Source organism: Mesorhizobium sp. M2E.F.Ca.ET.209.01.1.1, from assembly GCF_004010375.2.
Taxonomy (GTDB): Bacteria; Pseudomonadota; Alphaproteobacteria; order Rhizobiales; family Rhizobiaceae; genus Mesorhizobium.
In genome coordinates, this window is record NZ_SADP02000011.1 from 142,229 (window position 1) to 163,060 (window position 20,832).

General features: G+C 63.9%; 12 protein-coding genes. 9 read left to right on the forward strand and 3 right to left on the reverse strand.

What is annotated here, in order from left to right; all coding sequences use genetic code 11:
* The 5 genes from EN852_RS20775 to EN852_RS20795 all read left to right on the forward strand — a co-directional run bounded on the left by EN852_RS20775 (window position 1) and on the right by EN852_RS20795 (window position 12,783).
* On the forward strand, window positions 1-6,054 hold the full coding sequence (locus EN852_RS20775) for a translocation/assembly module TamB domain-containing protein (protein WP_127876706.1): 6,054 nt from the start codon (window positions 1-3) through the stop codon (window positions 6,052-6,054).
* Between the two features lie 277 nt (window positions 6,055-6,331).
* Entirely contained in the window at window positions 6,332-7,984 is a 1,653-nt protein-coding gene (locus EN852_RS20780; protein WP_127876707.1) for an ABC transporter substrate-binding protein, read from the forward strand.
* Between the two features lie 220 nt (window positions 7,985-8,204).
* Window positions 8,205-9,239, forward strand: a complete 1,035-nt coding sequence (locus tag EN852_RS20785) for an ABC transporter permease (protein ID WP_112127136.1) — start codon at window positions 8,205-8,207, stop codon at window positions 9,237-9,239.
* 12 nt (window positions 9,240-9,251) lie between these two features.
* The gene (locus tag EN852_RS20790) at window positions 9,252-10,409 is read left to right on the forward strand and encodes an ABC transporter permease (protein ID WP_127863171.1); all 1,158 of its coding nucleotides are present in this window, start codon (window positions 9,252-9,254) and stop codon (window positions 10,407-10,409) included.
* A 52-nt stretch (window positions 10,410-10,461) separates the two neighbouring features.
* On the forward strand, window positions 10,462-12,783 hold the full coding sequence (locus EN852_RS20795) for an ABC transporter ATP-binding protein (RefSeq protein ID WP_127876708.1): 2,322 nt from the start codon (window positions 10,462-10,464) through the stop codon (window positions 12,781-12,783).
* Between the two features lie 13 nt (window positions 12,784-12,796).
* Here EN852_RS20795 and EN852_RS20800 read toward each other — a convergent pair whose 3' ends face one another.
* Window positions 12,797-13,387 carry a hypothetical protein gene (locus EN852_RS20800; RefSeq protein ID WP_127876709.1) on the reverse strand — a complete coding sequence of 197 codons (591 nt, stop codon included), beginning with the start codon at window positions 13,385-13,387 and terminating at the stop codon, window positions 12,797-12,799.
* A 211-nt stretch (window positions 13,388-13,598) separates the two neighbouring features.
* Here EN852_RS20800 and EN852_RS20805 point away from each other — a divergent pair, with 211 nt between their 5' ends.
* Together EN852_RS20805 and EN852_RS20810 are read left to right on the forward strand one after the other, a co-directional pair.
* Window positions 13,599-15,137: a trimethylamine methyltransferase family protein gene (locus tag EN852_RS20805; RefSeq protein WP_127876710.1), complete on the forward strand. Its 1,539-nt coding sequence runs from the start codon at window positions 13,599-13,601 to the stop codon at window positions 15,135-15,137.
* Between the two features lie 78 nt (window positions 15,138-15,215).
* The gene (locus tag EN852_RS20810) at window positions 15,216-17,642 is read left to right on the forward strand and encodes an FAD-dependent oxidoreductase (protein WP_127876711.1); all 2,427 of its coding nucleotides are present in this window, start codon (window positions 15,216-15,218) and stop codon (window positions 17,640-17,642) included.
* Between the two features lie 84 nt (window positions 17,643-17,726).
* On the opposite strand, the gene EN852_RS20815 is transcribed toward EN852_RS20810, so the two are convergent.
* Window positions 17,727-18,125, reverse strand: coding sequence for a DoxX family protein (locus EN852_RS20815; RefSeq protein WP_127876712.1), 399 nt, complete (start codon window positions 18,123-18,125; stop codon window positions 17,727-17,729).
* A gap of 197 nt (window positions 18,126-18,322) precedes the next feature.
* On the opposite strand from EN852_RS20815, the gene EN852_RS20820 reads away from it, so the two are divergent.
* Window positions 18,323-18,811: a hypothetical protein gene (locus EN852_RS20820; RefSeq protein WP_127876713.1), complete on the forward strand. Its 489-nt coding sequence runs from the start codon at window positions 18,323-18,325 to the stop codon at window positions 18,809-18,811.
* Between the two features lie 83 nt (window positions 18,812-18,894).
* On the opposite strand, the gene EN852_RS20825 is transcribed toward EN852_RS20820, so the two are convergent.
* Entirely contained in the window at window positions 18,895-19,671 is a 777-nt protein-coding gene (locus tag EN852_RS20825; protein ID WP_127876714.1) for a VOC family protein, read from the reverse strand.
* Window positions 19,672-19,987: 316 nt separating this feature from the next.
* Between EN852_RS20825 and EN852_RS20830 the strand changes: the two genes are divergently transcribed.
* Window positions 19,988-20,722, forward strand: coding sequence for a gamma-glutamylcyclotransferase (locus EN852_RS20830; RefSeq protein ID WP_127876715.1), 735 nt, complete (start codon window positions 19,988-19,990; stop codon window positions 20,720-20,722).
* The last annotated feature ends 110 nt before the right edge of the window (window positions 20,723-20,832 follow it).

Below are 20,832 nucleotides of genomic sequence, written 5' to 3' on the forward strand. Positions count from 1 at the left end.
ATGAAGATCTTTTGGCGCATCCTCCGCATCTTGATCTACACGCTGCTTCTGCTGCTGGTGGTGGCGATCGGCGCGCTGTTCGTGCTGACCGGCACCGAAGGCGGCCGCCAGAACCTCGCGAGCCTCATTTCCAAAATGGCTTCGAACGAGGACCGAAAGGTTACGGTCGCCGGCATCGAAGGCATCTGGTCGGGCGCGCTCAGGGTCGACCATGTAGTGCTGGAAGATCGTGCAGGCCCCTGGATGGTGGCGCGCAAGGTGGCGCTCGACTGGTCGCCGACGGCGCTGCTCTCCCGGAATTTCAATGCCGACCGCTTCGCCGCCGAACGCATCGAGCTGGCGCGGCTGCCGCAGCCGAGCCAGCAGCCTTCGCAGGGCGGCTCGTCCAGCCTGCCGGTGTCGATCGACGTGAAGCAGATCGACCTGCCGGAGATCGCGCTGGGACAAGAGCTGGCGGGCAGCGGCATCGCCGAGCTGGCCGCCAAGGGCTCGCTCAAGGCCGATCCGTCGCCGCTGGCGATCGAGAGCGTGCTGAACGTCTCCCGCCATGACGGCAAGCAAGGCAATGTCGACGCCAAGATCCACTTTGCGCCGGCCGACAACAAGCTCGACCTCGATCTCAAGGCGTCGGAGCCGGCGGGCGGCATCATCGCCAATTTGCTCAAGCTGCCGGACGCGCCGCCCGTCAACATCGTCGTTTCCGGCAGCGGGCCCTTGGCCAATTGGAGCGGCGTCGGCACCTTCATGGTCGACGGCCGGATCGTCAGCCAACTGACCGGCCGGCACCAGTTGACCGACAAGGGCCACCGCATCGAGGCCAAGGGCGACGGCGAATTTGAGCCCTTCCTGCCGGAGAAGATAAAGGCGCTGTTTGCCGGCAAGACGAGCTTCGACCTCGCCGGCACGGCGACCGCATCGGGCGGGGTCGACATCGAGCAGGCCACCATCGAGAGCGACTCGGTGCACGGGGCCGCGACCGGCAATGTCGATCCGAAGGGCGCCAGCGACCTGTCGGTCGAGCTCTCCGCCAAGGACAAGCCAGTCACCGTCGATGTCGGCAACAGCGCCGTTCCGATCCTGGTCGCTGTCGAAAAGGCCACGGTGCGCGCCTTCGGCGACGGCAAGGCGCCGATGGTCGATATTGGCACCTCGCTCACGTCGGTTGCCGTCGGCGGCACCCAACTCAACAATATCACGGGCGCGATCCATTCCGATGGCTTCGACATCGAAAACCGCAGCGGACCGGTCAGCATCAAGCTCGCCGCCGCCGGGCTGAAGACCGATGTGGCGACGCTGGCGCCGCTGGTGACCGGCAAGCTGTCCGCCGATCTCTCCGGCACGATCAGCCGCGAGACCGTCACGATCGACAAGGGCAGCTTGCGCAGCGATGCGCTCAATGCCGGGCTGACGGCAAATGTGGCGCTGGCCGACCTGTCGATGACGCTGAAGATGAATGCCGACGCCGTCTCCAAGGCGTTGCCGCCGCAGATCAGCTCGTTGCTCGGCGAGCGGGTGAAATTCTCGGCCACTGCCACGCGCGATCCGCAAGGCGCGTTCGCCGCCAACTCGCTGGAGATCAGCTCCGGTTCGCTCAGCGCCAGCGGCACCGGCAGCATGCAGGGATCGGACCTCCAGGCCAGCGTCAAGGGCACGCTGGGCGATGTCTCGCCGCTGTCGTCGCTCGCCGGCACGCCGCTCGCCGGTGGGATCAATTTCGCGCTGAGCGCAAGCGGTCCGCGCCTTGCGCCGGATTTCACGGTGTCGGCAGACAGCGCCAGCCTGACGGCGGCGGGCCGCACGGTGAAGGACATCAAGCTCTCGGCCAAGGGCAAGGCCGATGTCGCCAATCCAACCGCTGACCTCTCGTTGACCGGCAATGCCGAGGGGCAGGCGCTCGACGTAGAGGCTTCGCTGGTGACCGCCGACGGCAAGCGTTCGATCAATGGGCTCAGTCTGGCGCTCGGCGACAACAAGGTTTCGGGCGATCTCGCGCTCGACGACAAGTTCCTGCCGCTCGGCACGCTGACGCTAGCCGTGCCCGATATCGGGCCGCTGGCGGCGCTGGCAAACCAGACCGCCACCGGCGACATCAACGGCACGATCGCCTTTGCCAAGGACGGCGAGGCGCCGACCGTCACCATCAATGCGGCGAGCACGTCGATCGCGCGCGGCGATCTGGCGGCGAAAGCCATCACCGTCAACGCGCTGATCGCCAACTACCTGAAAGGGCCGGCGATCTCGGGCACGATCAAGGCCGACAATGTGACCTCCGGCAGCACCGTCATCAGCGACATCGGCATCGATTTGAAGCGCGACGGCGACTGGACGAACTTTACCGGCGGCGCCACGGTGTCCGGCATTCCGGCCACCGCCACCGGCCGGGTGAAGATCGCCAACGGCACGACCAGCGTTGAAATCGCGTCCGGCGAGGCGACGGTGCGCGGCATCAAGGCGGCCATCGCCGAGCCTTCCAGCTTCTCCATCGCCAATGGCGTGACCGCAATCGAGAAGCTCGCGCTCAATCTCGGCGGCGGCTCGGCGACGGTTTCCGGCAGCGCCGGTGAGACCCTGGACCTGACGGCGAACCTCGCTGACCTGCCGCTGGCGCTTGCCAATGATTTCGTGCCCGGTCTCGACGGGGCCGGAACGGTGGAGGGCACGGCACATGTCACGGGTCCGTCGTCCAACCCCGACGTGCAGTTCAACGCGAAGGTGGCGGGCGCCGAGACCAGCCAGACCCGGCAGGCGGGGCTCGGGCCGCTGGATCTGGACGCTGCCGGCAGCTACACGCTGGCGGGCGGCGTCGCCCTGGACCACGCCACGCTCTCGGGCGAAGGGATTTCAGGCAAGGCCGCCGGCACCCTCAATCCCAATGGCGCCAGCGACTTCTCCCTCGATCTTACCTCGTCCGGGGCCAGCCTGCCGTTGACGGTCGGCAGCGCCGAAAGCCCGGTCAAGATCGCGGTTCAGTCCTTGTCGGCAAAGATGGCGGGCGAAAGCACGCAAGCGCGGCTCGATGTGTCCGCCATCCTGCCTTCCATTGCCGCGAGCCAGGCGAAGGTGGACGGTCTCACCCTGGCGCTGCATTCGGATGCCTTCGACTTCAGGGGGCGGGCGGGTCCGGTTTCCGGCACGGTCTCGGTGGACAGGATCGGCCTCGACAATCCCATGCTGGCACCGCTGATCGCTGGCAAGGTGATCGCCAAGGTCAATGGCCGACTGGCTCCCGATGCCGTCGCCGTCAATAGCGGTTCGCTGACCAGCGATGCGCTCAACAGCCAGATCGCCGGCCGGATATCGCTGGGCGACGGCGCCGTCGACCTCAATATGAAGGCCGATGTCGTTTCTTCCGCCTTGCCGGCGGCGGTGCGCGGCATGCTTGGCGAGACCGCGCAGTTGAGCGCCGCGCTGAAGCGCGATGCCAACGGCAATGTCAATATCGACGGCCTGAAGCTCAATTCGGGGGCGCTCAGCGCAGACGGACAGGCGAGCCTTGCCGACGGCAAGCTGGCCGCCGGGATCAGGGGCGCGTTGAGCGACGTTTCGGGGCTCTCGAAAGACGCCAAGGGCGCCATCGCCTTTGCCCTCAACGCGCAAGGCCCGGTCACGGCGCCCGATCTGTCGATGACGGTGGACAGCGACCGGCTCCTCGTGGCGGCGCGCGAGATCACGGGGTTGAAGCTGACGGCCACCGGCAAGGCCGATGCCGCCAATCCGGCAGCCAATGTGCAGCTCACCGGCAATGTCGCCGGGCAGAATTTGCAAGGCAGCGCGGTGCTTGCCACGACCAATGGCAGCCGCGCGATCAACGGGCTTCTGCTGTCGCTCGGCCCGAACAAGATTTCCGGCGATCTCGTGCTCGATGATGCTTTCGTGCCGGTCGGCACCGTTTCGCTCGACCTGCCCGATATCGGACCGCTCGCCGCGCTCGCCCTGGAAAAGGCCGAGGGCAATGTGCGCGGCACGATCGCTTTTACCAAGGCGGCCAGCGGGCCGAATGTCGTGGTGAAAGCGAACACCTCGCAGATCAAGCGCGGCGATCTCTCCGCCAGGAACGTCGCCATCGACGCGCAGATAGCGAACTACATGGCCGCCCCCGTCATTCAAGGCACGGTTCGTGCCGAGAGTGTCACTTCGGGTGGCACAGTCATCACCGGCATCGATGTCGATCTGAAGCGCGACGGCGAGTGGACCGGTTTTTCCGGTGGCGCCACCGTCAAGAACATTCCGGCCAAGGCGGCCGGTCGCGTGAAAGTGGCGAACGGCACGACGACTATCGAGCTCGCCTCCGGCCAGGCGACGGTGCAAGGCATCAAGGCCGCGATCGCCCAGGCCTCGACCGTAACCATCGCCAATGGCGTGACGTCGCTCGACCGGCTGGTGCTCAACCTCGGCGGCGGCACGGCGACGGTCACGGGCAAGGTCGCGCAGGCGCTCGACATCAACGCCAATCTCGCGAGAGTGCCGATCTCGCTCGCCAACAGTTTCTCGCCAGGCCTCGACGCGGCCGGCGCGATCTCGGGCACGGTCAAGGTCGCCGGCGCACCGGCCAGCCCGTCGGTCGCCTTCAAGATCGATGCTTCCGGTGTGCAGACCTCGCAGACGCGCAGCGCCGGACTCGGCGGCATGAATGTCTCGTCGTCGGGAACCTTTGCCGGCAACAAGCTCGCTTTCGACGCCAACATCAGCGACGGCGCGGGCCTCGGCCTCAAGGGCGGCGGCTCGGTGACGACGGCGGGCACCCCAACCTTGGCGCTCGACTTTAGCGGCAAGGTGCCGTTCTCCTTCCTGGCCGCAAAGCTCGCCGCGCAAGGGCTGGCGCTCAACGGCACCGCCAATGTCGATGTGCAGGTGCGTGGTCCAGCATCTGCGCCGGTTATCAGCGGCAAAGTCACGACATCCGGTGCGCGCCTGATCGATGCCCGCTCCGGCCTGGCAGTGAACGACGTCGCCGCCGACGTCTCGATCGGCGGCGGCGTGGCCAGGATAAACCGCCTGACCGGAACGTTGTCGACGCGCGGCAGCCTGTCGGCGAGCGGCACCGTGGGCATCACGCCGGCGCAGGGCTTCCCGGCCGATCTGTCGATCAAGCTCACCGACGGCCGCTATACTGACGGCCGGGTGGTGACCGCCAATCTCGGCGGTGACCTGACCGTCAAGGGCCCGCTCGTCTCCGCGCCGGTGATCGCCGGCACGATCAACCTGGCGAGGACAGTCATCACCGTCCCCGAAAAGCTGCCGGGTTCGCTTTCGGCGCTGGATGTTAAGCACAAGAACGCGCCGGCGTCCGTGCGGGCGCAGGACAAGGCGCTGCGCCCGGCGACGTCCGGCGGCAGCAGCAACAGCGGCAGCGGCCTGACGCTCGACGTGACGGTGAACGCGCCGAACCAGATTTTCATCCAGGGCAGGGGCGTCGATGCCGAACTCGGCGGCTCGCTGAAGCTGACAGGCCCGGCTTCGGCGCCGAGGGCGATCGGCACCTTCGCCCTGCAGCGCGGACGGCTGATCATCCTTTCCAAGCGCCTGACCTTCACCGACGGCACGATCGGGTTCCAGGGTTCACTGGTGCCCTATCTGAACATGACGGCGACCACGACGACGAGCACCGCCACGGTCACGGTCGCCGTCTCGGGCGAGGCGACCAATCCGAAGTTCACGTTCTCCTCCGTGCCGGCGCTGCCTCAGGACGAGATCCTGGCACAGCTCATCTTCGGTCAATCCATGTCCAAGCTGTCGCCGCTGCAGATCGCGCAACTTGCGAGCGCCGCCGCGCAACTGGCAGGCGTCGGCGGTTCGACCTCGCTGCTAGAGAACCTGCAAAGCGCCATTGGCGTCGACGATCTCGACGTGACGACGGACGAGAAGGGCGGCACCGCGGTTTCGGCCGGCAAGTACCTCAACGACCGCACCTATGTGACCATACAAAAGGGCGACAAGCCAGGCTCCGGCAAGGCAACGATCGACCTCGATGTCGGGAAGGGCGTCAAGCTGCGCGGCGAGGCCAACGACGCCGGCGAAGCTAAGGGCGGCGTCTTTTACGAACGCGAATATTGAGGCCGCGACGTCCATCCCTGGCGCGCCGAACGTACTGCTCGCCGCGGCTATGGGGCCATTATCCTTGTAAAATGTATTGGTTTAATCGCCCGCGGCGATTTTTTGGGAAATCCGCGTTGCGATAACAAATTTGCGTCAAGACTGTCGCTATCGCGCGAACCGGGTTGCAGCCAAAGATGCACATTCCCTGGCATGTTCCTACTCCACACCGTCTTTTTGACAACTCGGTCTGGATGCGGAATGTTAAAAGGCGGAAAGCCAACAATGGGAGCAAGTCATGGCAATCTATAAGAGCAATGGTGATCAGGTTCCGGATCATATCTTGGCGTTGGCCGAAGAAGCCAAGGCGGGAAAGGTCGATCGTCGCGAATTCCTGGCGCTCGCAAGCGTTTTCGGAGCGTCCACGGCGATGGCCTACGGCCTGATCGGCCTCGCCGATCCGACCCCGGCGAAAGCTGACGACGTACAGGGCAAGAAGGGCGGCACGCTGAAGGTCGCGCAGTGGGTCAAGGATCCGAAGGATCCGCGCAAGGCCGACTGGTCGGAAATCGCCAATGCCGAGCGCCAGGCGCTCGAGCCGCTGGTCAAATACACCACCGAGTACACTTTCCGCCCCTATCTCCTGGAAAGCTGGGACGTGAACGATGACGCGACCGAGTACACGCTGCACGTACGCAAGGGCGTGACCTGGTCGAACGGCGATGCTTTCACCGCCGACGACGTGATCTTCAACCTCAAGCGCTGGGGCGACAAGAAGGCCGAAGGCAACTCGATGCCCGGCCGCCTCGGCACGTTGGTCAAGGACGACAAGCTCGACGAGAGCGCCGTGACCAAGGTCGACGACATGACCGTCAAGCTGAAACTCGGCAAGCCGGACATCGCGCTGATCCCGAACATGTGCGACTATCCGGCCCTGATCGTTCACAAGAGCTTCGACGAGAAGGGCGGCGATTTCAAAGCCTGCCCGATCGGCACCGGCCCGTTCGAGCTCATGTCCTACGACGTCGGTCAGAAGGTCGTCTACAAGCGCCGCGCGGACAACAAGTGGTGGGACGGCGAGGTGTTCCTCGACGGCATCGAGTTCATCGACTACGGCACCGATCCGGGCGCCATGGTCAGCGCCTTCGAGGCTGGTGAAGTGCACACCAATTTCGAGACCTCGGCCGACTATGTCTCGATCCTTGACGGCATGGACCTGGTGAAATCCGAGGTGGTGACGGCTGCGACCATCGTCTGCCGCACCAATGTCAACAACAAGCCCTATGACAACCAGAAGGTTCGTCAGGCGCTGCAGCTCGGCGTCGACAACGCCGTCGTCCTGCAGCTCGGCTACGGCAATGCCGGCACGCCCGCCGAGAACCATCACGTCAGCCCGATCCATCCGGAATATTTCGAGCTGCCGAAGATCAAGCGCGACGCCGCCAAGGCCAAGGCCCTGATGGCGGAGGCAGGCCAGGCCGATTTCGAGCACGAGCTGATCACGGTCGACGAGGACTGGCACAAGAACACCGGCGACGCGATCGCCGCCCAGCTGCGCGACGCCGGCATCAAGGTGAAGCGCACGGTGCTGCCGGGCTCGACCTTCTGGAACGACTGGACGAAGTATCCGCTGTCGATGACCAACTGGAACATGCGCCCGCTCGGCGTGCAGGTTCTTGCGATCGGCTACCGCACCGGCGAGGCCTGGAACGAGACCGCCTGGTCGAATCCCGACTGGGATGCCAAGCTCAACGCCGCGCTCGCGGTCGCCGACGCCGCCAAGCGCAAAGAGATGATGAAGGACATCGAGCAGATCCTGCAGGATTCCGGCATCATCATCCAGCCGTACTGGCGCAAGCTCTACAGCCACTCGACCAAGGCGGTGCAGAACTTCAAGATGCACCCGACCTACGAGCACGACTACGGCAAGGTCTGGCTGGAACAGGCCTGATCGGACCGAACGGACAAAGGGGCGCTCGGCCCCTTTGTCCCCTTCCTCGCGTGACCCGGGACCGGAGAGCCGCTGCAGCGAAAAAGTTGCGGACTCGTCGAATGGGGTCATGCAATAAATTTGGTTGATTGCATTCGAAGGTCTGTTTGCCGGCTTGCTCCGCATCACGTCGGAGTGATCGCGCAATCAGGCTCCCCCAACCCTTCGGCAGGGGTCCGCCATGCTTTCTTTCATCCTGAGACGTCTCGGCACCATGGCGCTGACGATGCTGTGCCTGACCTTGATCGTTTTCTTCCTGATCAATCTCGGTCCCAATCTGAAGAAGCTGGCGATCAGCCAGACCGAAATGCACACCTCCGCCGAACAGCTGGAAAGCTGGCTGGTCAACCATGGCTACCGCCAGAACTTCTTCGTCCGCTATGGTCAGTGGCTGGGGGTTCTCCCCAAGCAGCCGATCACCGACCCGGCGACCGGAAAGCCGGCGCAGCGCTTTTCCTTCTGCAACGATCCGACGGAGCCGAAATTCTCCGGCGTGCTGCAGGGCGACTTCGGCTGCTCGACTAAGTTCAAGACGACCGTCGCGGCGAAGCTCTTTCCGGCGCTCGGCGCCACAGGCTTGTTGATGTTCTGGGTTCTGGCGGTGATGGTGCCGATTTCGCTGTTGATCGGCATCCTTGCCGGCATGCGCGAGGGTTCGCGCACCGACCGCACGCTGTCTGTCGCCTCGATCGCCTCGACGGCGACGCCCGAATATGTGTCTGGCGTCATCTTCACCGTCATCTTCGCCTCGTGGCTGGGCTGGCTGAACGGCTCGGCGGCCTCGGCGAGCCAGGGCCTCACCTTCTACAATTTCACCCTGCCGGTGATGACGCTGGCCATCTACGGCATAGGCTATATCGCGCGTATGACGCGCGCCTCGATGGTGGAGGTGATGACGCAGCAATATATCCGCACTGCCCGCCTCAAAGGCCTGTCCTTCGGCAGCGTGGTCGTCAAGCACGCGCTGCGCAACGCTTTGATCGCGCCGTTTACCGTCATCATGCTGCAGTTTCCCTGGCTGCTCACCGGCGTCGTCATCGTCGAGGTGATGTTCCGCTACCAGGGCTTCGGCTACACGCTGGTCGAGGCTGCCGGCAACAACGACATCGACCTTCTGCTCGGCTGCTCGCTGGTTTCGGTGTTCATCGTCTTGATCACGCAGCTCATCTCCGATGTCGGCTACGCGTTCCTCAATCCGCGCATCAGGGTTCAATAAGGGGCAGGGCCGATGCAGACCGAGTATATCAATGCCTTCGACATCGTTGTCGGCGTGCTTTGGCGCTTCTGGCCGGTGTGGATCGGTTTGATCCTGGTGATGGGTGTCAGCTTCGCCTACAAGAAGCGGCTTGGCCTTTACGGCCAGCTCTTCGACAGCGGCGTCGGCATTGCCGGCGTGTTCATCTGCTTGTTCTGGCTGTTCACAGCGATCTTCGCCTCGACGATCTCGCCTTTCGATCCCCTGGCGCAGGTCTCGATCATGAAGGACGCGCTGCCCGGCGCGGTCGAGCCGACGTCCAAGCTGATCTATTATTTCGGCGGCGATAAGCTGGCACGCGACGTGTTCTCGCGCATGGTCTATGGCAGCCAGATCGTGCTGATCATCGCGCCTGCCGCCACCGGCTTCGCGCTGATGGTCGGCATCACGCTCGGCCTGCCGGCCGGTTACTATGGCGGCAGGATCGACACGCTCTTGTCGTTCCTCGCCAATCTGGTGCTGGCTTTCCCGGTGATCCTGTTGTTCTACCTCTTGGTTACACCGGGAATCATGGACACGCCGATCCCCTATGCGATGGCGGGGCTGTTCTTCCTGTTCCCGATCATCTTCTTCAGCGTCCTGTTCTGGACGCGGTTCAAGAACCGGCCGGACCGGCTCTATATCCTGCTCGGCATCACGCTCGTCCTTGGCGGCTGGATTTATGTCGGCCTGGTCTTCGACAGGGACCCGCTGCACATCGTCCACATTGATCCGAACCAGCTCAACATCTTCGTGGCGGTGGTGTTCGCCTCCAGCCCCGGCGTGTTCCGCATCGTGCGCGGCCTGACCATGGACATCAAGACGCGCGACTATGTGGCGGCGGCGCAGACGCGCGGTGAATCGCCCTGGTACATCATGCTGTGGGAGATCCTGCCTAATGCGCGCGGTCCGCTGATCGTCGATGCCTGCCTGCGCATCGGCTACACGACGATCCTGCTCGGAACGCTCGGCTATTTCGGCCTGGGCCTGGCGCCGGAAAGTCCCGACTGGGGCACCGCGATCAAGGACGCCAGCCGGCTGTTGCGTTCCTTCATCCACCCGGCGCTGCCGCCGACGATCGCCCTGATGTCGTTCGTGCTGGGGCTGAATCTTTTGGCGGACTCGCTGCGCGAACAGTCGATGAAGGATTGATGGCTGGGGCTCAGGCCCCACCTGCTGGAACAATTTAGGATTGGAGCGACCCATGAACGAGGCAGTTCGAGATCCAGCTCAACCAATCATCGAGATCGAGAACCTCTCGATCTCCTTCTTCACCCGCAAGGGCGAGATCCCGGCGGTGATGGATTTTTCCTGCACGGTGATGCCCGGCGAGGCGATGGGCATCGTCGGCGAGTCCGGCTGCGGCAAGTCGACCGTGTCGCTCGGCATCATGCGCGACCTCTCCAACATCGGAAAGATCGTCGGCGGGCGCATCAAGTTCCAGGGCAGGGACATGGGCGAGATGTCCGACGAGGAACTGCGCGCCATCCGCGGCAACAAGATCGCCATGATCTACCAGGAGCCGATGGCGAGCCTCAATCCGGCGATGAAGATCGGACAGCAGCTGATGGAAGTGCCGCTGATCCACGACAAGGTGTCGAAGGAAGAGGCGTATAACCGCGCGCTGGAGATGGTGCGGGCGGTGAAGCTGCCCGATCCCGAGCGCATGATGCGCTCCTATCCGCACCAGCTTTCCGGCGGCCAGCAGCAGCGCATCGTCATCGCCATGGCGCTGCTGTCGAAGCCGGCACTGCTTCTGCTTGACGAGCCGACCACCGCGCTCGACGTCACCGTCGAGGCCGGCATCGTCGAGCTGGTCAAGGGTCTGGGCGAGAAGTTCGGCACCTCGATGATCTTCGTGTCGCACAACCTCGGCCTCATCCTCGAGACCTGCGACAAGATCACGGTGATGTATTCCGGCGAAGCGGTCGAGACCGGCAAGATCGAGGACGTGTTCGACCGGATGCGTCATCCCTATACGCAAGGGCTGTTCCGTTCGATCCCGCTGCCCGGCGCCGACAAGAATTCACGGCCGCTGATCTCGATCCCCGGCCAGTTGCCGCTGCCGCATGAACGGCCGAAGGGCTGCAATTTCGGGCCGCGCTGCCACCATTTCGTCGAGGGCGTCTGCAACGCCGCTGAAATCCCGATGGTCCCGGTCGAGGGCCATGAGGGGCATTTCTCGCGCTGCGTGCGCTTCAACGAGATCGACTGGGAAGCGCTGCCGCCCGGCGCCAAGAAGGTCAACGAGAAGGTCGAGCCCGGCGCGCCGGTGCTGAAGATCCAGGACCTCAAGAAATACTACAAGGTCGGCGGTAGCGAGGTGTTCGGCTCCAGCGAAGGCCGCGTCGTCAAGGCCAACGAGACGATCTCGTTCACCGCGCGCGAATCCGAGACGGTGGCGATCGTCGGCGAGTCCGGCTGCGGAAAGTCGACGCTGGCCAAGGTGCTGCTCGGCCTCGAGACCGCCAGCTCCGGCACGGTGACCTTGGCCAACAAGGAAATCCAGTCGACGGGTATCGAGAGCCGCGGCGTCGATACGGTCTCGTCGATCCAGATGGTGTTCCAGAACCCGTTCGACACGCTGAACCCCAGTCACAGCGTCGGCTCGCAGATCATCCGCACGCTGGAAAAGTTCAATGTCGGCAAGACTGCCGCCGAGCGGCGCCAGCGCATGCTGGAGCTGCTCGACCTGGTGAAGCTGCCCAGGGCCTTCGAGACCCGCAAGCCGCGCCAGCTGTCGGGCGGACAGAAGCAGCGCATCGGTGTCGCGCGCGCCTTCGCCGGCGATGCCAAGGTGGTGGTGGCCGACGAACCGGTCTCGGCGCTCGACGTCTCGGTGCAGGCGGCGGTGACCGAGTTGCTGATGGACATTCAGCGCAAGAACAAGACGACGATGCTGTTCATCAGCCACGATCTGTCGGTGGTGCGCTATATCGCCGACCGCGTCGTCGTCATGTATCTCGGCTACATCGTCGAGCAGGGCACGACCGACCAGATCTTCTCGCCGCCCTACCACCCCTATACCGAGGCGCTGCTGTCGGCGATCCCGATCGCCGACACCAGCGTGGTCAAGAAGCACATCGTGCTCGAGGGCGACATCCCGTCGGCGATGAACCCGCCGACCGGCTGCCCGTTCCAGACGCGCTGCGGCTATAAGAAGCTGGTGCCGGACAATCTATGCGAGACGAAGGTGCCGCCGGTGAAGAATCTCGGCGGCGGCCATACGAGCCTGTGCTGGCTTTCGGACGATGTGCTTGCCAAGATGGAGCAGGTCATCAAGTTCGACAAGGAGCATGCCGCGCATGAAGGCGTGCCGGATGACGCCCCGCATGTCGCGGGGCCGAGCCCTGCCGGAACGGCGCCCAAGCGGCCGCGTGGCAAAACAGGCAGCGCTGCAGCCGATGAGATCGGAGATGCCGTGGAGCAGGGCGAGGCGGGCATGCGAGCCCGCCGCCATGAAGTGCGCGACGAGGATTCGGAAACCGGTGTCCCAAGGCCCAAGGACACGACAAGGCGGCACTAGACCAAGCGAAGGGTCAACTGCCGCATTGCCGTAGCTGCGCTGCGTAGTCGCGGGCCATCTGGTCGGTGGCGCGCGCGTAGCTTTGAACGCCGGCGTCGCCGCGATTGCCGCGGCCATAGGCGGTCCAGCCGAGATAGTAGGCCAGATAGAGATTGTAAGTGTCATTGCGGGCGACACCAAAGGTGTCGGCGGTCTTGGAGTGGTACCAGCCGACGAAATCGATGGCGTCGGCGAAGCGCGTGCGGCGCGCCGCCCAGTTGCCGGTCTCGCTTTGATATTGCGACCAGGTGCCGTCGAGCGCCTGCGAGTAGCCCGTGGCGCTCGAGACATGCGTCCACGGGATGAAGCCGAGCAGCTTTGTTCGCGGCGGGCGGGCATTGCTCTTGAAGCCGGATTCCTTGCGCACCGTCGCCATCAGCACGGGAACGGGAATGCTGTATTTCTGCTCGGTCCGCTCGGCGGCGGACTGCCAGTTGTCGAACCAGCCGTCATTCTGGTCGAAGACGGCGCAGACATTGTTGATGTGGCTGGGCGCCGTCGCGCAGGCCGAAAGCGCCAGCAGCACGGAGACAGCGACAATTTTACTAAAACTCGACCTACGCATTGGAAGACGAATAGGCCGAAATCATAAAAGGAGTGTTGCGCGGTTCCTTAACGCGGACGCGGACGGCGCGAAAAGCCCAGTATCGATATTACGACCATATAGGTCGCTATTCTTTTCATCGACTTTCAAAAATGCCGCCTAGGTTAAAATCACGCCGGCAAATGGCGAATTCCTGACAGCTCGTATCTGATGCCGGCGCTCTGATGCGCGTATGAGCGAACCAAGACGCAAGCGCGGCGCCGAGCGCACCAGCAACCGCGGGCCAGCCGCTATCCCGCAATTGCCGCCGCGGCGGGTGGAGAATCCCTACCCGCCGATGGCGCTGCTGTCGGCCGACCAGATCGAGTCCATCCACCAGGCCTCGATGCATATCCTGGAGAATTTCGGCATCGAGGTGATGAGCCCGCGGGCGCTGTCGCTGTTCGAGCGCGCCGGCGCCAAGGTCGATCACGGGTCGATGAATGTGCGCATCGACCGCGGCATGGTCGAGGAAGCGCTGACCTCGACGCGCGGCAGCTACACGCTTACCCCGCGCAATCCGGCTCGAGCCATCCATCTCGGCGGCAGCACGATCAACTTCACGCTGGTCGCCGGCCCGCCCAATGTGCACGACATGGAGCGCGGCCGCCGCGCCGGCAATCTCGCCGACTATTCGGACCTCGTGCGGCTGGCGCAGCATTTCAACTGCATCCATATGCTGGGCAACCAGGTCTGCGCGCCGATCGAGCTGCCGGCGAACACAAGGCATATGGACACCTATTTCGCCAATCTGACGCTGACCGACAAATGTTTTCATGTCTCGGCGATCGGGCGGGGCAGGGCACTCGACGGCATCGAGATGATGGCGATCGCGCGCGGGCTGACGCTGGATGAGATGGCCCGGGACCCCGGCATCACCACCATCATCTCGGTCAACTCGCCGCGCCGCTTCGACGAGATGATGGCCGAAGGGCTGATGACCATGGCCGAATACGGCCAGTCGGTGGCCGTCACCCCATTCACGCTGATGGGCGCGATGAGCCCGGTGACGCTGGCCGGCGCGCTGGCGCAGCAGAACGCGGAGGCGCTGTTCGGCATCGTGCTGACGCAGCTGGTGCGCCCCGGCGCGCCGGTGATGTATGGCGCCTTCACTTCCAATGTCGACATGAAGTCCGGCGCGCCGGCCTTCGGCACGCCGGAAAACACCAAGGCTAACATCGCTTCCGGGCAATTGGCGCGGCGCTACAACTTGCCCTACCGCACCACGCCGGGATCGGCCTCCAACGCAGCCGATGCGCAGGGCGCCTATGAGACGATGATGGCGCTGTGGGGCGCGGTGCTCGGCCACGGCAATCTCGTCTATCATGCGGCCGGCTGGCAGGAGGGCGGACTGACGGCTTCATTCGAAAAGCTCATCATCGATGTCGAAATGATCCAGCATATGATGGAGTTCCTGCGGCCGATCGTTGTCGACGAGGCGGAACTGGCGGTGGACGCACTGGGCGCGGTGCCGACAGGGGGCCATTTCTTCGGCGAACCGCACACGCTGGAGCGTTACGCCACCGCCTTCTACCAGCCAATGCTTTCCAACTGGCAGAATTACGAAGCCTGGCAGGAGGCCGGCGGGCTCGACACGACGGCGCGCGCGACGCGGCTTTGGAAGAAGGCGCTGGAGGAATATGTCCAGCCGGCCATGGACCCGGCGGTGCGTGAGGCGCTCGAGGCCTACATGGCGCGGCGCAAGGAAGCGATCGGCCAGGGCGAGCCGTGATGCTTCCCATTTTGAGTTAACGCCCTACCATCCTGAATCCATTTAACCGTCTAACACCCTGATATTAGAGAAAACGCCATGAAGTCGCATGCAAAGGTCGTGGTCATCGGCGGCGGTGTCGTCGGATGCTCGGTGCTGTTCCATCTTGCCCGCCACGGCTGGACCGATGTCGTGCTTCTGGAGCGCGACGAACTAACTTCCGGCTCGACCTGGCATGCGGCCGGCGGCATGCACACCATCAATGGCGATCCCAACGTCGCCAAGTTGCAGAAATACACGATCTCGCTCTACAAGGAGATCGAGGAGCTTTCGGGACAGGCGACCGGCGTGCATCTCACCGGCGGTGTGCTGCTGGCCGCGACCGAGGCGCGGCTCGACTGGCTGCGCGGCGTGGTTTCGAAGGGCCGCTATCTCGGCATCGACCTCGAAGTGATCTCGGCCAAGGAAGCGGCGGAATTGATGCCGCTCATCGACCCCAGCCAGTTCGTCGGCGCGGTTCGCAACAAGGAGGACGGCCATCTCGACCCGTCCGGCGTGACGCATGCCTATGCCAAAGCGGCGCGGAAACTGGGCGCCGAGGTCGAGCGCTTCACCAAGGTCGAGGATATCGTGCGCCGTCCCGACGGGTTGTGGCGCGTCATCACCAACAAGGGCGATGTTATTGCCGAGCATGTGGTCAATGCCGGCGGGCTGTGGGCGCGCGAGGTCGGCCGCATGGTCGGGCTCGAATTGCCGGTGCTGGCGATGGAGCACATGTACCTGATCACCGAGGACATGCCGGAGGTTGCCGAATGGAACAAGAAGACCGGCACCGAGATCATCCACGCGGTCGACTTCGACGGCGAGCTCTATCTGCGCCAGGAGCGCGGCGGCATGCTGATGGGCACTTATGAGAAGGCCAACAAGGTCTGGTCCGAATTCCAGACGCCTTGGAATTTCGGCCATGAGCTGCTGGAGCCGGACATCGACCGCATCGCGCCGTCGCTGGAAGTCGGCTTCCGCCATTTCCCGGCCTTCCAAAAGACCGGCATCAAGCAGATCATCAACGGCCCCTTCACCTTCGCCCCGGACGGCAATCCGCTGGTCGGTCCGGTGCGCGGCCTGCCGGGCTTCTGGGTCGCCTGCGGCGTCATGGCCGGCTTCAGCCAGGGCGGCGGCGTTGGTCTTGCGCTCTCCAACTGGATGATCGAGGGCGATCCCGGCGCCGACATCTGGGCGATGGACGTGGCGCGCTATGGCGACTGGGCGACGATGGCCTATACCAACGCCAAGGTGCGCGAGAATTATTCGCGCCGCTTCTCGATCCGCTTCCCCAACGAGGAGCTGCCGGCCGGGCGTCCGCTGAAGACGACGCCTCTCTATGACGCGCTTGCCGCCAAGGGCGCGCAATGGGGCGTGTCCTATGGGCTCGAAGTGCCGCTCTGGTATGCGCCGGAGGGCGTCAAGGATGAGTTCTCCTGGCGGCGCTCAACCGACTTCGAGCATGTCGCCAAGGAAGTCGCGGCGGTGCGCAACGGCGTAGGCCTGTCGGAAATCTCGAACTTCGCCAAATACAAGGTGACGGGCGAGGACGCGGCTGGATGGCTCGACCGCATCTTCGCCTGCAAGCTGCCCAAGCGCGGCCGCATGACGCTGGCGCCGATGCTGAAGGACGACGGCAGGCTGATCGGCGATTTCACTTTAGCCAATATCGACGACAAAGAATGGTTCATCGCCGGCTCGGGCATCGCCGAGCAGTACCATATGCGCTGGTTCGAGGCGCATCTGCCTAAGGATGGCTCGGCGCGGATCGAGGCGCTGGGCCAGAAGCTCACCGGCCTTGCCATCGCCGGGCCGAAGGCGAGGGCGGTGCTGGCCAAGGTCACGCGCGCAGACATCTCCAACGCGGCGTTCCCCTTCATGGCGGTCGCGCGGATGGATATCGGCATGGCGCCGTGCCTTGTCGGACGCGTGAGCTATACGGGCGATCTCGGCTACGAGATCTGGCTAGCGCCGGAATACCAGCGCGCCGCCTACCAGGCGCTGGTCGCCGCGGGAGGGGAATTCGGCATCGGCCTGTTCGGCTCGCGCGCGCTCAATGCGCTCAGGCTCGAGAAGAATTACGGCTCATGGGCGCGCGAATACCGGCCGATCTACGGACCACTAGAGGCCGGGCTCGACCGCTTCGTCGCCTATGGCAAGGACGCCGATTTCATCGGCAAGGAAGCGGCGCTAGCCGAGCGCAAGCAAGGCGGCAAGCTTCGACTTCGCAGCTTCATCGTCGACGCTGTCGATGCCGATGTCATCGGCGACGAGGCGATCTGGCATGACGGCGTCGTGCGCGGCTGGGTCACGTCCGGTGGTTACGCGCACAATGCGAAGAAGTCGGTCGCCTTAGGCTATGTGCCAAAAGAGATCGCCGACAGACCGGACGGTTTCGAGATCGAGATCCTCGGCAAGCGCCATGCGGCCCGCATCCAGGCGGCGCCGCTGTTCGATGCCAATTTCGAACGGATGCGCGGCTAAAGCAATTCCAGGAAAAAAGTGCGAAGCGGTTTTCCGTCCGGAATTGCGTCAAAACAAAAAAGCCTCCAGGCGCGCATGTTGACATCAAGCCGTGGCGCTGTCGCGATTGTCCACCGCGAAGGCGCCCGGACCGGCAAAGAACAGATAGAGGAAGACGAAGCAGAACAGGATGGCTGCGTCGCCGCCGTTGTTGGCCGGGAAGAAGTCGCGCGGGAAATGCGCCATGAAATAGGCGATGGCCATTTCGCCGGCGAGCAGGAAGGCGACCGGACGGGTGAAGAGGCCGAGCACCAGAAGGATGCCGCCGGCGAATTCGAGAATGCCGGCAGCCGTCGTCAATCCGGTGAGGGCATGCGGCTCCGCGCTCACCGGGAAGTTGAACAGCTTCTGCGAGCCATGCTCGATGAACTGCAGGGCGGTCATGATGCGCAATATGCCCAGCGCCTGCGGCCGGTATTGAGCAAGGCTTTCGAAAAGCTTCATCTGAACTCCAATTTTCCCCCGCCCGGGGCCTTAAATTATCGCCCGGCGACGGACCACTCACTTCCCTTGGCCAGCCATCAACAATCGGTGAATGGAAGTGGTTTCAATCGCCGATATTTCTTCTCGCCATAGTTGCAAATATATCCTTATGGTTGTAACTCTGTCTGATGCATCGAACCCACGCGAGTCCCTTCATCATGAGAAAAGTAGTCATCGGCCTCTTCGCAATCCTTGCAGGCACCAGCTTCGCCATGGCCGCCGATGCCGGCTGCGATGCCTTCAAATGGCCGGTTGAACGCGAGCAGGCGCTGTTTCCGGAGGCGCCCGCCGCGCAATCGGGCGCCACGCTGACGGTCGGGGAAGCGGTGGATCTCACGCTCGCGGCGGCCGACACGGTCAGCTTTGAGGTACCGCCGGAGCGTGCGCCGGCAGCCGGCACCTTCGGCGCGACTGCAAATGTGACCGTGCCGCCGGAAGGCGAGCTGCAGCTCAGCCTGTCCGATGAGGCCTGGATCGATGTGGTGCAGGATGGCAAGACCGTGAAATCGGCGGCTTTCAGCGGCGTGAAGACCTGTCCGGGAATCCGCAAGAGCGTGCGCTTCAAGCTCGCGGGCGGCGCCGCGATCATCCAGGTCAGCGGCGCGAAAAAGGCCGATCTGAAGCTGGCGGTGCTGACGCCGGAGTGACGCCAAATGGATAACGCTGGCGGGACAGCGCCCCCCTCTGTCCTGCCGGACATCTCCCCCACAAGGGGGGAGATTGGCAGCTTCTACCGCGCCGGTGCCAGCAAGGCGAAATGCGCGCCTTGCGGATCCTGGCACTGGATGATCCACTGGCCGCTCGGCACGTCCATCGGTCCCATGATGACCTTGCCGCCATTGTCGGTGACGCGCCTGGCGGCGGCGTCGATGGCGTCGACGTTGAAATAGAACTGCCAGACCGGAACCGGAATCTGCGGCGGTTTGTTCATGATGCCGCCGCCGGATTCAGGGCCGGCGCCGAAGGTTTTGTAGATACCCATCTCGCCCATGTCGAACTCGCCGGCGCTCGTCCAACCGAATTGGGTGGAGTAGAAATCGAAGGCGGCTTTCCAGTCCGAGGTGTAGAGCTCATGCCAGCCGACATGGCCAAGCGTGGTTGCCGGCACAGGCGGCTGGTCGGGCTGGTTGGGCTGCAGGAACATGAAGGCCGCGCCTTGCGGGTCGGCAACGACGGCGAAGCGGCCGACGCCCGGAATGTCGTCCGGCGCGCGGTGGATCGCGCCGCCCGCGTCCTTGAGTGCTTTGGTCGAAGCGTCGACATCCTTGGTGTAGATGTAGCCTAACCAGGCCGGCGGCATGCCTCTCTTGGCGGGTTCTTCCGGCATCGTCATCAGACCGCCGACGCCGCGCACGGCTGAATTCACCACGATGTAGCGGGGCATGCCGGGCGCCTTGTCGAAGGGCTCGGCCTTCCAGCCGACCACGGCTGTGTAGAAAGCCTCGGCGGCGTCGAGGTCGGTGGTCATCAGTTCGTACCAGAAGAATGGTTGCGGGGATTTCGGCATGGTCGGTCTCCTCACCGGTTCAGGCAGCGATCGTTGTTCGATCCATCCTAAGGTATGTCGAGGTTCAGGTGATGCCGGCCTGCAAACGGTGGTTTCCTGCGCTTCCGGTGCTCACGTACTTAAGTACGCTCCGCTCCGGTTCTCGAAAACCGCCGTTTTCGGCGCGGCCTGACCTAACCTCAACACACCTTAGGACGATCCTGGCGACAGAAATCCGACATGGGCCGAAAATCCCGGTCGGCAAGGCGCTTTGCTCCTGATCTTGCATAGCCCACTCTTTTCGACTTTGCTGCCGGCAAAGAGGGGTTTGCCTTCCATGCGCCAGATGTCGCTCACGCCCGAGCTTGTGGCTCTTTGCCATCGCGAGGAGATCGATCCCGGACCGAGCGGGGAGTGGACGCAGCTCAGCGATGACGATTTCGGCGCGCTCGCCACGCGTCTCGCCGGCGAAGCCGATGAGGGGCCGCTTTGGGTGTTCGCCTATGGCTCGCTGATCTGGAAACCGGCCTTCGAGTCCGTCGAGCAGCAGCGCGCCTCGGCGCATGGCTGGCATCGCTCCTTCTGTCTCGACATGGTCCGCTGGCGAGGCAGCGCCGCGCAGCCGGGGCTGATGATGGCTCTGGAACGCGGCGGGCGTTGCGACGGCGTTATCTACCGCCTGCCGGACGGCGAAAAGCCGGCCCAGATCGAGAGGCTGTTGCGACGCGAGATCGACGACCATGAGAGCGTCGCTTCCGTCAGATGGGTTCCGGTGCGGACGGCGCAAGGTCGGGTGCGGGCGTTGGGCTTCTGGGTCGGCGTGACCGGCAGGGGGACGTCGCTCGGGCAGCCGCTGGAGGAGGTGGCTTGGGTGCTGGCGCGCGCGTGCGGCCATGTCGGCTCCGGTGCGGAATATCTCTACAACACCGTCAGCCATCTCGAGACCTTCGGCATCCATGACCGCAATCTGTGGCGGCTGCAGGAACTGGTCGCGGACGAGATCCGGTCGATCCACGGCCACAGGGTCACAAGCCACGACACCGCGGAGGTTACCGAAGTAGCCATAACATGACTTCATTTGTCATGTTTTTGCTCAACCATTACAGTGGCTTGGCCGAAAATTGACCAATTGATAAAAAAATAAAACGTGCTAGCCTTCCCCAAAACGACAACAAGGGGAAC

Excerpts from the sequence above, each read along its gene's own strand:
- EN852_RS20775 (WP_127876706.1), top strand. The coding sequence starts at position 1 with ATGAAGATCTTTTGGCGCATCCTCCGCATCTTGATCTACACGCTGCTT.
- EN852_RS20780 (WP_127876707.1), top strand. The coding sequence starts at position 6,332 with ATGGCAATCTATAAGAGCAATGGTGATCAGGTTCCGGATCATATCTTG.
- EN852_RS20785 (WP_112127136.1), top strand. The coding sequence starts at position 8,205 with ATGCTTTCTTTCATCCTGAGACGTCTCGGCACCATGGCGCTGACGATG.
- EN852_RS20790 (WP_127863171.1), top strand. The coding sequence starts at position 9,252 with ATGCAGACCGAGTATATCAATGCCTTCGACATCGTTGTCGGCGTGCTT.
- EN852_RS20795 (WP_127876708.1), top strand. The coding sequence starts at position 10,462 with ATGAACGAGGCAGTTCGAGATCCAGCTCAACCAATCATCGAGATCGAG.
- EN852_RS20800 (WP_127876709.1), bottom strand. The coding sequence starts at position 13,387 with ATGCGTAGGTCGAGTTTTAGTAAAATTGTCGCTGTCTCCGTGCTGCTG.
- EN852_RS20805 (WP_127876710.1), top strand. The coding sequence starts at position 13,599 with ATGAGCGAACCAAGACGCAAGCGCGGCGCCGAGCGCACCAGCAACCGC.
- EN852_RS20810 (WP_127876711.1), top strand. The coding sequence starts at position 15,216 with ATGAAGTCGCATGCAAAGGTCGTGGTCATCGGCGGCGGTGTCGTCGGA.
- EN852_RS20815 (WP_127876712.1), bottom strand. The coding sequence starts at position 18,125 with ATGAAGCTTTTCGAAAGCCTTGCTCAATACCGGCCGCAGGCGCTGGGC.
- EN852_RS20820 (WP_127876713.1), top strand. The coding sequence starts at position 18,323 with ATGAGAAAAGTAGTCATCGGCCTCTTCGCAATCCTTGCAGGCACCAGC.
- EN852_RS20825 (WP_127876714.1), bottom strand. The coding sequence starts at position 19,671 with ATGCCGAAATCCCCGCAACCATTCTTCTGGTACGAACTGATGACCACC.
- EN852_RS20830 (WP_127876715.1), top strand. The coding sequence starts at position 19,988 with ATGCGCCAGATGTCGCTCACGCCCGAGCTTGTGGCTCTTTGCCATCGC.